Origin of the sequence: Sphingorhabdus sp., from assembly GCF_046292425.1 — a bacterium.
Lineage (GTDB): Bacteria > Pseudomonadota > Alphaproteobacteria > Sphingomonadales > Sphingomonadaceae > Sphingorhabdus_B.
Genome location: NZ_JBKBQV010000010.1, coordinates 1 through 12,269 on the forward strand (window position 1 = coordinate 1; position 12,269 = coordinate 12,269).

Here is a 12,269-nt window from a genome sequence, read left to right on the forward strand (position 1 = left end):
AAAAAGGGCGATGTTCTGGGCACCGCTCGAATTGCCGGTATCATGGCGGCTAAAAAGACGAGCGACCTTATTCCCTTGTGCCATCCGCTTATGTTGTCGAAGATCAGCGTAGAATTCGAATATGAGCCCACCGCTATCCGTGTCGAAGCGCGCGTGCGACTGAACGGGCCCACAGGGGTAGAAATGGAAGCCCTGACTGCTGTCTCCGTCACTTTGCTGACCTTGTACGATATGGCCAAAGCACTCGACAAATCTATGGTTCTTGCGGACATACGCCTGCTGTCCAAGACCGGCGGCAAGACCGGCGACTGGCACGCATGATTTCGGTCGACGAAGCTCAGGCGAGGTTGCTCGCGCTGGCTTCGCCGCTACCAACGGTAGCACTGCCACTTGCGCAAGCCGTGCGCCATTTCTTAGGCACAGCCGTCGTCGCCACCCGCACCCAACCTGCGGCCGACCTGTCTGCGATGGACGGATATGCAATCTTGAGCACTGACTTTCCCGGGCCATGGCGTGTGACAGGCGAAAGCGCGGCGGGACGCCCGTTTTGCGGAACGTTAAATAAGGACGAAGCAGTTCGCATTTTTACGGGCGCACATGTCCCCGACCACGCTGACAGCATCTTAATTCAGGAGGATGCCGAGCGCGAAGGCGACTCATTGAGTGCAACCCATAAGGTGGTTCCGTTGGCTGGCGCTCATATCCGGCGAAAAGGAAGTGATTTCGCGACAGGCGATATCGTCTTGCCAAAAGGAATTGTGTTAGACGCAGGCGCCGTTGCAGTGGCTGCAATGGCTGGATACGGTGAGCTTGTCGTGGGAGGTCGGCCGCAGGTCGCTACCGTTGCAACGGGCGACGAGTTAGTCGCTCCAGGTTCAGTGTGCAATTCGGCGCAAATCCCATCGGCCAACAGCCCGATGTTGGCCGCTATGCTGTCAAACCTTCCTTGTGACGTGGAAGATGCGGGCATCATTCGCGACAATTTGGCAGAGCTGGAAGCAAGTCTGGCCGCACTGGCAAAGCAGGCAAACATCATCGTCACGACAGGCGGTGCCTCTGTTGGCGACCATGATTTGGTCCAAAGGGCGCTACTGAATATTGGGGCTGAAATGGATTTCTGGAAAGTTGCCATGCGTCCCGGAAAACCACTTATGGCAGGAAAAATTGGCGATTGTGTGGTGTTGGGTCTCCCAGGCAACCCTTCATCGGCTTTCGTAACGTCGTTTTTATTCCTGTTGCCTTTGGTAAGGTACATGGCGGGGTGCGATTCACCCTTCCCGTTACTGTATGAAGCAATAACCACGGTCGATTTACCCGCAGGTGGAACAAGGGCGGAATTTCTCCGCGCCAAGGTCAACGGATCGGCCATTACGCCACTTTCCCCTCAGGACAGCGGCTTGACCTCGACTTTGGCGAGAGCAAACGCCTTGTTGCCTCGTTCAACAGGCGCGCCGCCACGACCAAAGGGCTCAATTGTCGAATATCTGCGGTTGCCCTGATATTTTGGACCAAATTCGTTGATTTTACTTGACCTAACCTCTTTTGTTCTCTAATCGTTCCATTCATGTTCAACAGGATGGAACCCTGAATATGCTCACGGCAAAACAGCACGAACTGCTCGTGTTTATCAACCAGCGACTTGATGAAAGCGGCATTTCCCCGTCGTTTGAGGAGATGAAGGAAGCGCTGGACCTTAAAAGCAAATCGGGGGTGCATCGCCTTATTGGAGCATTGGAGGAACGGGGTTTTATTCGCCGTCTTGCTAACCGCGCACGCGCGCTTGAAGTTATGAAATTGCCAGAGGGCGGAAATGTGCGGGGCGATAATGTGACCAAGCTTCCTTCGGCAGCCAGGGAAAGCAAACCACAAATTCAGATTCCGATTGCCGCCAATGACGTCATGGAAATTCCATTTCACGGAAAAATTGCTGCGGGTGTTCCAATTGAGGCGCTTGAGGGCCAGAATTCTTTATCTGTTCCAATGGCATTGTTGGGTGCGGGTGAACATTATGCGCTTGAGGTGTCTGGCGATTCGATGATCGAAGCGGGAATCTTGGATGGTGATTATGCCTTGATCCGTAAGGCAAACACTGCACGCGACGGCGAGATTGTGGTGGCTTTAGTTCGTGGTGAAGAGGCGACTTTGAAATATCTTCGTCGCGAAGGACAGCAGATTCGCCTTGATCCCGCCAACGGCAGTTACGAACCGCAATATTATGCCCCACACGAGGTTGAGGTGCAGGGCAAATTAGCGGGATTATTGCGCAGATATCATTAATCTGCTGTGGTCGCACTCCGCGCTGCAATAGCGGCCTGCATCCAGGGCATATGACGGCTGTTGCCGTTTGCGGTTTCCACGCGTTGATCGGACAGATAAAAGGCCAGGCCGCCGCTTTGATCCAGCAATCGGCGGTCGGCCTTTACCCATTTTGGTTGGCACGTTTTTGGTAGCCATCGGTCACTAACGACAATATCGACCCGCTTGCAGGCGGCAGCCATTTCCATGGAAGGTACATGGTTCGCCGTTCTGGTCGCCAATACAGCCCAAACACGGCCTTCAACCATCAGGCTTATTACGCAGTTGTCCTGCGTGCATCGAGCACCAGGCCATGCTTCAATGGGTGTCGCCTGTGCATTGCTTCCCGCTTTTTCGGAGATCATGCCGCGCACAAAATCGCCAGCCCGTCCGCGCAACAAGGCCACGTTCCCATTCTGGCTGACCAAAGCCAAATGTTTACCATCGCCGGTGACGAGGATATCGGGTCGCGGCGCCATCACCATCGCCATTGTCCCGATAAGGCATAAAGGAATGCCAGCATATCGAGCGGGCGTCGTGAGCAATCCAAATATGAGCGCACCGGATACGAAAGCGCCGAAGGCCCAGACAGGCATAGCGGGCATCATGGTGACCGCGCCGGGTAGGCTACTGACCAAATGCGCCAATCCGAGCATGGAAGCGATGCCCTGCCCTGCAATCCACCAAAAGGGCCATCCAAGACCCAATACATCGAAAATCAGCGCCAATGCTTCCATCGGCATGATGACAAATGTCGTCATGGGAATGGCAACCACATTGGCAATCGCACCATACAGCCCGGCCTTGTGAAAATGGAACAGGGCAATGGGCGTAAGTACAAGTTCAATAGCCAGTCCAGTTAGGATCAGCGAACACAAAGCGCGCAACGTCCGGCGAACGAGGGGTTCGTCGCGCTTTTCAGTCAGGCGTTTCACCGCTGGAATTTCATGTATGACAACGATCGTTGCCACGGCAGCAAAGCTCAACTGGAAACTCGGCCCCGCCATTGCTTCGGGCCAAAATATCAGCACAACCAGTGCTCCGAATGCCACCAGTCGCAGGGTTAACGCATCCCGCCCCATGGCCAGTGCAGCCAGGACAAGGAGCGCAGCAATGCATGAACGCACTGTTGGCACCTCCGCCCCAGCCAACAATGTATATGCAATTGCGCCGAATGCAGCCGCAGTCGCTGCGCAAATTGGAATGGGTATACGTAACGCCAGCCATGGCGACAGAGCCAGCAGGCGGCCTACAGCAATAAAGATAAATCCGACGACAGCAGTAACATGCAATCCACTGATAGACAGTAAGTGGGCCAACCCGCTGTCGCGCATGGCTTGCGCATCTGCTTCGCTGATATGCCCTTGGTCCCCGGTGACAAGGGCGGCGCCGATAGCGCCTGTTCCATCCGGCATTGATTGCAGGATGTGGGTGGTTAACGCCGCGCGCTTTGCCGCGAACAACGGGCCACCGTTCGCCCGTTGGTATAGCTGCACCTGCCCCAATGCAGTTCCCGTTGCGCCGATTTGTTGAAACCATGCACGTCGAGCGAAATCATATCCACCCGGCAAGGCAGGGCCAGCCGGCGGCAACAGGCGGGCTCTTATTCGAATAATCGCACCCGGTTGGAACGTATCTCGATATTGTTCGGGTGAGAGGTTGACCCGAACATAAGGCGGCAATTCTGAATCGCCGCGGGTGGCAAGCCGAAGTCTAAAAACCTTCCGAGCCGAGATATTCTCAACCGCTTCAATTCTTCCATAGAATTCGCCGATCCATATTTTTCCTAAAACCGGCTGGGCAACTGTCGTTGACCGCAATGCAATCAGGGAAAACCCGACCAATATCGTGATGGCAACCATTTTAATGATTTGCCTTAACCGGCTACTGGGCGGAGCCAACATCCCGAACAGAATTAAGGAAGCGCATGACAGTGCAAGTGCATTTATTCCAGATAGGCCAAAAAATTGCCAGATCGCGACCCCGAATCCGATACCAACCGGCAACCAAAGCGGTAATTGGTCACGTTCCCGGTCGAGCCAGTTTTCAACAACCTGCAATTGCGCCTGCAGTGCGTCCGATTGGACCGTCCCGTTCCCGCCTGAGCTTCCACATTCCGCTTTCATAACAGGTGTTTAACATTCACGCAGCAATGCGCAAATTGTTGGTAGGAGCAGAGCTATTGTTTGCCTTGACGCCCGTGGAATTTCCTACCATTGGGCTAGGCAACGACATAGCCATTTTCTCCCCACGAAATATTGGCACTTGAAGGGCCTCAACTTGTCGTCACGGGCGTTTTCCGCGTCCCGTATCTAATAGAAAAAACATGCCTTACTAAAGGGCAGCCCGTTTAACTGACTAGCAGGATATGGAGTTTGAAAATGGCCGATAAGAACGCAACGCTCACAGTGGGCGAAACCAGCTATGATTTGCCCATCATGACGGGTTCGGAAGGCCCCGACGTGATCGACATCCGCAAGCTGTATGCCGCGTCCGACCATTTCACATTTGACCCAGGCTTCACGTCGACGGCTAGCTGCGAGTCCGCACTTACATTCATTGATGGTGACAAAGGTGTTTTATTGCACCGTGGATACTCGATAGAAGAACTGTCAGAACAATCCAGCTTTATGGAAGTATCCTATCTATTGCTGAACGGCGAACTGCCTACCAAGGCACAACTCGACCACTTCAGCCACACAATTTCGCGGCACACGATGCTGCATGAGCAGTTGGCTACTTTTTACCGTGGTTTCCGGCGCGATGCGCATCCAATGGCCATCATGTGCGGGGTCGTAGGGGCACTTTCCGCATTCTACCATGACTCGACCGACATTAGCGATCCAACACACCGGATGATATCAAGCCATCGCTTGATCGCCAAAATGCCAACCATTGCAGCTATGGCGTATAAATATTCGGTCGGACAACCCTTTGTCTATCCAGACAATCGCCTGTCCTACACAGGCAACTTCCTGCGCATGACCTTTGGCGTGCCTGCTGAAGAATATGTTGTAAACCCTGTCATCGAACGTGCCTTGGACCGGATTTTCATCCTGCATGCTGACCACGAACAAAACGCCTCGACGTCGACCGTTCGCTTGGCTGGATCATCTGGGGCAAATCCGTTTGCCTGCATCGCCGCCGGTATTGCATGCCTTTGGGGCCCGGCACATGGCGGTGCCAACGAAGCCGCGCTGAACATGCTGCGCGAAATCGGCACGCCTGACCGCATTCCGCATTATATTGAGCGGGCAAAGGACAAGAATGACCCGTTCCGTTTGATGGGTTTTGGTCACCGAGTTTACAAAAACTACGATCCGCGCGCTTCGGTCATGCAAAAGACCGTTCGGGAAGTTCTCGCTGAGCTAAACATCAGCGATCCGATTTTCGATGTGGCAATGCAGCTTGAAGAAATGGCCCTGAACGATCCGTATTTCATCGAGAAAAAGCTTTTCCCCAATGTCGATTTCTATTCGGGTATTATCCTGTCTGCTATTGGCTTCCCGACCGAAATGTTCACGGTATTGTTCGCTCTGTCGCGCACAGTTGGGTGGGTGGCTCAATGGAATGAAATGATTTCTGATCCAGCGCAGAAGATCGGTCGCCCGCGCCAGCTGTATACTGGTCCAAATTTCCGGTCTTATCCCGGGCTGGACGCTCGCTGATTATCGTGGAAGGCGGAGCGTAAATATTGCGCCTCCGCCTTCGGCGTCTCCAATTGTAAGCTCACCGCCCATAGCTCTGGCCAGACGGCGGGAAATATAGAGACCAAGGCCACTTCCACCGTCACCCGAGCGGCCCAACCGTTCGAATTTCAGGAATATCCGTTCGCGATCTGCCGCACGCACGCCGCCCCCCTGGTCAGATACCGATATGAAGGACCAGTTTTGCTCGGCAGATATATCGATCGTCACCTCTGTTCCGTCGGGTGAATAGCGAATGGCGTTTGTAACCAGGTTCAGCATAATCTGCAGGACCCGCCTGAATTCTGCAGTCGCGTTTACCTTCATGTTTTCGTCTGGAACTTTCAGGTTTATGCTGTGATCAGCGGCTTTCAGCGCCAGAAGTCCAGCCACACGCCGCGCCATGTCACCCAGTTCTATTTTATCAGGGGCCGTAGTAAACCCGGGCCGTTCTACGGCCTCCAAGTCACCTAAATCTTCGACCAAAGCGGTCAGGTGGCGCGCCGCGTTGGCAATGTCGCGAGCATAGGTTGCGTAATTATGCCGGACGGGCCCGAGAAGTTCGCTGCCAATTGTCTCGGCGTTTGCAATAATTCGACTTAAAGGCCGCTGCAGGACCGGAGCAAGATTTTTTCCGAAGACCGAACTTGGATCTAATTCCTGCGTTTTTTTGTATCCGATTGATGATCCCGACGGTGCCTTGGTAAACCTAAGTGTGTACCCGGTAATCGTCCCCGTCTCATCCGCTACTGGTTCGCCCCAAAGCAGGACATCATTCTTGTCAGCCAAACGCGTCCGCAAGCGGCCAGTGGCGGCAAAACTCTCGATCGACTCAAGATAGCTCGCGGCATCGGTACCGAGCAGACGCAACATTAGTTCACGCGCTGTCGTACCGAAATCCTCCTGATGAATCACATCGTCCACTGGACCGGCAGCGCGCACAAGCCTGAGGTATCGATCGAATTGGAGTGTGATCGTTTCGCCAGCGGCGCCCGCCCAATCTACCTTGGCCGTGACCATCACATCGCGTATGGCCTTGTTTCGCCAGCTCAATATAGCGATGCGAACAGTCTCTCCCGCCGGCTCGGCCTCTACCCATAATTCAATGTTATCAGAACCATCCGATACTGTCACAGCGCGGGCAAGGCGCATCTGTAGCCGCGAGACGATTTGGACGAGCCCGAACAAGGCCGGGCAAGCAATAATACCGCCATTCAAGCCACCTGCACGAGAATGAAGGCGTGCCAACGCTTCGTCGGCGCGTAACAGATGGCCTTCTCGCGACAATTCCCCTGTAACGGGGCGCGTCAAAGCTGCCGTTCCCGTCATCTTAAACCGAACGTAAGCAGTGACAAACGGGATGCGGACCATGAGGCAACCGTATCAAGTGCCAATTGACGGGTTATGCCCGCATAGCTTGTCTCAAATACATGTGCCTCGCGCTGGGTTAGCGTGTGACTTCTCAGATCCAATAGGATCCGCAAAGCATCGGCCTTTGATATCCCCATTGCCGCGAGTATGATCATGAACGCAAAAGCAGATTCAAAGTCCATTATCCGCAATATGTGATCGTGTTCCAAATTGAGCGTTGCGCTCAACTGTGCAACGAACAGATGTACGCCGCATCTTTTGGGATCCAGCAATTCACCCCGCATATCGTCGTTCAGGAAGTGAACAATTTTGCGGGCAGCGGCAGGCGCTGTTCTTGCTTCGTCATATAAGGCGATCAGAATGTCGGCAGCTTTTATAATGTCTTCGGACCTTTCGCCTTGAGACACTTCGAGCGCTGCCACAACGCGCCAACAGCTTTTATGAAGTAATTCCGGTGGCAAGTTCAAATAAGTTCGACCTTGGGCGCGCAGGTGTAGACTGTCCGCCGCCAGCAATATCTGTGCGGCGTCAGCGACATTCGATTCAGGGTGATCCAAAAGTCCGGTTACAAAGGCTGGCTGGCCAGTTCCAAGCTGTGCATCCAGCCTGTCCTCCGCAACCCGGGCCATTGCGAAATCGACCAAGGCCGTTTCCCGCAGAAAGCCCGAACGCACCAGAAGCGGCCAAGTTTTCGGCTCGCGCGCCTCACCTGCCAGTCTCACTTCAATGTCACGGACAATTTGGAGCAGCTTGACCGATACCGCACTAATCGTAGCTTCCGATGGCGAGTGCGTAGCGGAAGGAAAGATGATGGCCGCCACATCAAGGCACAAAGCGTCAACGTCGCGCGCATGGGCAGTCGCGACAGAAAGCAGGTCTTCATTATGGCCAAGCGATAGATTCAACGCTAATCCCGTGTGGTTAACAGCCACCCCTATACGGATTTTCGGTTAACGCGGCTTTAAGCTTGCTTTGCCTTTTTGGCGCTGACGTCGTTCCGAAAATGTACGATCAGCAAGACCCCTAGCTGTAACACCGCAATCCACTGTAATGCGGGGATAATCCCGAAAAATGCAGACCCAATCGCCGCAAACGCCGCCAACGCCGCCGGTGAGTGAAGCATTTGTTTGGCCCAACCCGTCAATGACAGTTTCTGAGTTACAAGCGTAAGCGCCGAAACTGCGAATGCTGCGAAAAGGCCGTCGTCGCGGTATGTTGACAGCATGTACGCCGCAACAAACATGGCAAATATGATTAACGCCCATGTTATCAGAGACAGACCCTGAATTTGGTTACCGCCGTCGGCATCATCCGTAACTGCAAGGCGCAGGGAATTGGCTGCTATCGTCATAAACGCCGCCACGCTTGCCGCTGTAGCAAAGCCGCCAAATGCCAACGCAACGGCAATCATAGCCAATACCAAACTGGCGTATCTGGTAACAGTGACGGCCACTGGACTCTGCCAAATGACAGGAACAAGACGCGCCAGTATCGGCCCGAACACCTGTGCCTCGACAAATCCAGACCGGCTCGCAACTCGTCGCCGGAGTATTTGGCGGTTGAGCTCAGAAAAATCATGTGGACCAGTCAGTACAGTGACCGTCCCGTTATGGACATGTTGTTGAGACAAAGGTCGAAAAGGAATTTTGGCCAAAATCGCCTGACGCAATAACGAGGATATAATACTCCAATCGTCAGGCAAATCTTTCAGCAAGGCTATAGTGTCCGCCGCGACGACCGACACGCCAGCCCACCGCGTGTTCAAATCAATACGTTCAAACGCCGCGTTTTCATCACGGCCATCCAGCGTTGCGACAAAGTTATCGTTTGTCCTCAACAGTGTCTCTACCAATCCCAATTGCACATATAGCAGCCCGGACTGAACCCATATGCGGTCTCCCGGTTCCAGATACCTCTGGATATCCGAGCCTGACCGGATGAAGTCGACCGTCAGGCGCTTGACGCGACACCGATCCGCCAAGGCAATTAACGAACCATCGACATTTTCAACCTCAATAAGAAACCTGGCTATTCCGGCACGGGCCAGCGTCGTTATTTGATATTCAATCAATGATCCTCCGGCCAGATCCTGACGCCCAGCGCCTGCTGACAAGTCATGTCCAGCGCCGCCATCCGTCGACACCGAGAGAAGAGCAATATTAGGCATATTCTGATTACGAGCGGACAGCATGTGTCCGATATGAATGATGGACCTATTTTGCCAACAGAAATATTGCGACTGGCACGTTATTGCGTGGCAAAGCTCTCAATAGCTTGAATCGCATTATTGAGTTTCCGAACCACAACCGGGTCACCAGGGGCGCCGTCGCTCGCCTCGTCGGCTAACGCCATCAACTGAGTCGCGCCAAAACTTGCGGCCAATCCACGTAGTCGCCAGCTTGAATATTGCCAATTGGCGTCGCACCGCGACCTTGATAGCAAACTGATTTGCCGCTTTGCGCTATCGATGAAGGAAAGGCGCAGTTCTGCCATTAAAGCCGTGTCGTCGCCGACGGCGGCCTTCAATGCTGTGTCAAATGAGCCATAATCTACGGACATTTCATTACCGTACCCGCGACATCGTTAAGTTTGCGTTTCTCTACACAAATAATGTGTTAAATAGCACTTCATGACCATCCGCTCCAAAATCGTCGGCTTGAACCGCGAAGTGACTGAAACCGAAGATGAAACTGCTGCTCTGGCCGTGGACGAGACCGGGGATTCAGCAGCAGACGATGACTATGTCCCGGAATATCCGGATTATGCGGATGAGAACTCGCCCCGAGTCGGTGCGGTACGATTTGTTGCTCCGGTCCTGCTCCTGATGGCGTTTGTTGGGTGGTCGGCATTTTTTGGCCTGACCTTTTGGCCAGAGGCCCAAGCCGGTATCGCTAATGACCGGATCGTTACTTTATTGGCAACATGGGCTGGCCCCACGTTGCTGATTGCAGTTCTATGGCTATTATTAATGCGGAACAGCAGCCGGGAAGCAACGCGTTTCGGCAAGGTCGCGGTATTACTTCGCACCGAAAGTGATGCACTGGCATCGCGCATGCGTACCGTGAACGAAGAGATTGCGCTCGCACGGGAATTTTTATCTCAAAATGCCCGTGAGCTTGAAACCGTTGGTCGGCAATCCTCGCAAAAGCTCGTCGAGTCTGCACAGTTGCTTTCGGCGGCCCTGGCAGACAGCGACGACAAGGCAAAGACACTTGAGGCAGTAAGCAACGCAGCAAATACAAACCTTGAACAGCTGCGTAAACATTTGCCGGTGGTGACCAGTGCGGCAAAAGACGTCACAAACCAGATAGGTGGCGCAGGCAATAGCGCACAACTTCAGATCAAGGCTTTAATTGCAACGCTTGAACGGGTGAGCGACGCGGGTAAATCGGTTAGCGAGTATATCGATAATGTCGAAACCCGAGCCCATGACCTGTCTGTAAGACTTGAACAGTCTTTGAACAGCAGCGCAAAGCTTCTCGACGATAAGAGTGCCGAGGCTTTGGACCGCAGCGCCGAAATGGCAACGCTCATGGACAGCGCATCTCAGGCTATCGCAAGTGGCATTGCGCAAGCGTCTGGAGATGTCGACAGGCTTTTGGCGGGCAGCAATGCAAATATCCAAGCGAGCCTTGCTGACCTGCGGCAGGCGCTGGCTGACATCGAGGCGCAATCACAACAGGAAGACCAGCGCATTCGGGACATGATTGCTGCAATTAGCGCGCATATCCAGACCAGTGCCGCTCAAATATCCGAGGTTGACCGCGCGGCAACTGATCAGACGTCGAAACTGGCGTTTGCTGTATCGGCCCTTGACGAAAGCACGCGATCGGTCGGTTCGGCACTGTCCGAAAACCAGAACATTACCGCCGACCTTATTGCGCAGTCGGAAAGTTTGATTCATTCGCTTGGCGTTGCAAACCAAGAAATCAGCCAGAATATTCCGGCGGCCATGGACAGCCTCAACGTGCGCATGATTGACGGAATAGAGCAGGTCAAGTTGGCACTATCCAATGCTGAAACGCTTGAGGATATGAGCGACATAATCCTTGAAAAGCTTCAATCCCTTGAACAGCTTATCGCCACACAACATGACGCCGTTGGCACTCTCATGGCTGAAAGCGACGCCCATTTTGCCGCCCGTCATGAGCAGGTTGATGCCCTTGGGGCGTCACTGAAGCAGACGCAGGCATTGCTGGAAGAAATGTCCAACGATGCAAATGACAGGCTAGTCTCTTCGCTTTTGCGCGTTCGTGAAACAACACGCGCCGCTGCCGAAAGCAGCCGAAAAATACTTGATGACGAGCTTGCACATATTGCGGAGCAGTTGACCGAGCAGAACCGGGTGGCCCTCGCGAACGCCCTGGACGCACAGGTTGCGTCAATGAACGATGCTGTTCAAGAGGCTGTGGCCCGCAACATAGAACTTGCTGAAACTGCATCTTCCATGGTGGTGAAACATCTCGGCGAACTCGACGAGATGACAACGAGCCTCGAAAGCCGCATCGCAGATTCGAAGAACAGCTTTGAATCGGTCCACGACGACAGCTTTGCCCGTCGGATGGTCCTGCTGACCGAGTCATTGAACTCAACTGCCATAGATGTAGCGAAGATATTGTCGAACGATGTTACGGATACAGCCTGGGCCGCATATCTTAAGGGAGATCGGGGCATATTTACCCGCCGCGCTGTTCGTTTGCTCGATTCAGGTGAAGCTAAGATTATCGTCAAACATTATGGCGAAGACAATGAATTCCGGGAACATGTAAACCGCTACGTCCACGATTTCGAGGGCATTATGCGCCTGTTGCTCAGCACCAGGGACGGAAATGCTATTGGCGTCACCTTGCTATCATCGGACATCGGCAAGCTGTACGTAGCTCTGGCGCAAGCCATTGAGCGGTTGCGCAAGTGAGA

Annotated in this window: 10 protein-coding genes; 5 read left to right on the top strand and 5 right to left on the bottom strand. The window is 53.7% G+C overall.

Annotation, left to right across the window (positions count from 1 at the left end; translation table 11 throughout):
• The 3 genes from moaC to lexA form a co-directional block, all read left to right on the top strand.
• Positions 1-321 (top strand): cyclic pyranopterin monophosphate synthase MoaC (moaC, locus tag ACK4S7_RS03615; RefSeq protein WP_409644601.1); only part of this gene is annotated, 321 nt, incomplete at its 5' end.
• The gene (locus ACK4S7_RS03620; RefSeq protein ID WP_409644602.1) at positions 318-1,499 is read left to right on the top strand and encodes a molybdopterin molybdotransferase MoeA; all 1,182 of its coding nucleotides are present in this window, start codon (positions 318-320) and stop codon (positions 1,497-1,499) included. The genes moaC and ACK4S7_RS03620, both read left to right, overlap by 4 nt.
• 91 nt (positions 1,500-1,590) lie before the next feature.
• Positions 1,591-2,277, top strand: a complete 687-nt coding sequence (gene lexA, locus ACK4S7_RS03625; RefSeq protein WP_409644603.1) for a transcriptional repressor LexA — start codon at positions 1,591-1,593, stop codon at positions 2,275-2,277.
• On the opposite strand, the gene ACK4S7_RS03630 is transcribed toward lexA, so the two are convergent.
• Positions 2,274-4,421, bottom strand: coding sequence for a ComEC/Rec2 family competence protein (locus ACK4S7_RS03630; protein WP_409644604.1), 2,148 nt, complete (start codon positions 4,419-4,421; stop codon positions 2,274-2,276). The two genes, lexA and ACK4S7_RS03630, sit on opposite strands and share 4 nt — an antisense overlap.
• A gap of 255 nt (positions 4,422-4,676) precedes the next feature.
• Between ACK4S7_RS03630 and ACK4S7_RS03635 the strand changes: the two genes are divergently transcribed.
• On the top strand, positions 4,677-5,963 hold the full coding sequence (locus tag ACK4S7_RS03635; RefSeq protein ID WP_409644605.1) for a citrate synthase: 1,287 nt from the start codon (positions 4,677-4,679) through the stop codon (positions 5,961-5,963).
• Here the strand turns inward: ACK4S7_RS03635 and ACK4S7_RS03640 are convergent, their stop codons facing one another.
• The 4 genes from ACK4S7_RS03640 to ACK4S7_RS03655 all read right to left on the bottom strand — a co-directional run bounded on the left by ACK4S7_RS03640 (position 5,964) and on the right by ACK4S7_RS03655 (position 9,911).
• Positions 5,964-7,352, bottom strand: a complete 1,389-nt coding sequence (locus ACK4S7_RS03640) for a sensor histidine kinase (protein ID WP_409644606.1) — start codon at positions 7,350-7,352, stop codon at positions 5,964-5,966.
• The gene (locus ACK4S7_RS03645; protein WP_409644607.1) at positions 7,307-8,257 is read right to left on the bottom strand and encodes a hypothetical protein; all 951 of its coding nucleotides are present in this window, start codon (positions 8,255-8,257) and stop codon (positions 7,307-7,309) included. The genes ACK4S7_RS03640 and ACK4S7_RS03645 overlap by 46 nt, the downstream gene beginning before the upstream one ends.
• Before the next feature lie 56 nt (positions 8,258-8,313).
• Positions 8,314-9,519, bottom strand: coding sequence for a hypothetical protein (locus tag ACK4S7_RS03650; protein WP_409644608.1), 1,206 nt, complete (start codon positions 9,517-9,519; stop codon positions 8,314-8,316).
• Between the two features lie 80 nt (positions 9,520-9,599).
• Positions 9,600-9,911: an Hpt domain-containing protein gene (locus ACK4S7_RS03655; protein WP_409644609.1), complete on the bottom strand. Its 312-nt coding sequence runs from the start codon at positions 9,909-9,911 to the stop codon at positions 9,600-9,602.
• A gap of 70 nt (positions 9,912-9,981) precedes the next feature.
• On the opposite strand from ACK4S7_RS03655, the gene ACK4S7_RS03660 reads away from it, so the two are divergent.
• Positions 9,982-12,267: a hypothetical protein gene (locus tag ACK4S7_RS03660; protein ID WP_409644611.1), complete on the top strand. Its 2,286-nt coding sequence runs from the start codon at positions 9,982-9,984 to the stop codon at positions 12,265-12,267.
• Positions 12,268-12,269 lie beyond the last annotated feature (2 nt).

Bases quoted from the DNA above. Each gene is read 5' to 3' on its own strand.
- ACK4S7_RS03660 (WP_409644611.1), top strand. From the start codon at position 9,982: ATGACCATCCGCTCCAAAATCGTCGGCTTGAACCGCGAAGTGACTGAA.
- ACK4S7_RS03635 (WP_409644605.1), top strand. From the start codon at position 4,677: ATGGCCGATAAGAACGCAACGCTCACAGTGGGCGAAACCAGCTATGAT.
- ACK4S7_RS03655 (WP_409644609.1), bottom strand. From the start codon at position 9,911: ATGTCCGTAGATTATGGCTCATTTGACACAGCATTGAAGGCCGCCGTC.
- ACK4S7_RS03650 (WP_409644608.1), bottom strand. From the start codon at position 9,519: ATGCCTAATATTGCTCTTCTCTCGGTGTCGACGGATGGCGGCGCTGGA.
- ACK4S7_RS03630 (WP_409644604.1), bottom strand. From the start codon at position 4,421: ATGAAAGCGGAATGTGGAAGCTCAGGCGGGAACGGGACGGTCCAATCG.
- ACK4S7_RS03640 (WP_409644606.1), bottom strand. From the start codon at position 7,352: ATGGTCCGCATCCCGTTTGTCACTGCTTACGTTCGGTTTAAGATGACG.
- ACK4S7_RS03620 (WP_409644602.1), top strand. From the start codon at position 318: ATGATTTCGGTCGACGAAGCTCAGGCGAGGTTGCTCGCGCTGGCTTCG.
- lexA (WP_409644603.1), top strand. From the start codon at position 1,591: ATGCTCACGGCAAAACAGCACGAACTGCTCGTGTTTATCAACCAGCGA.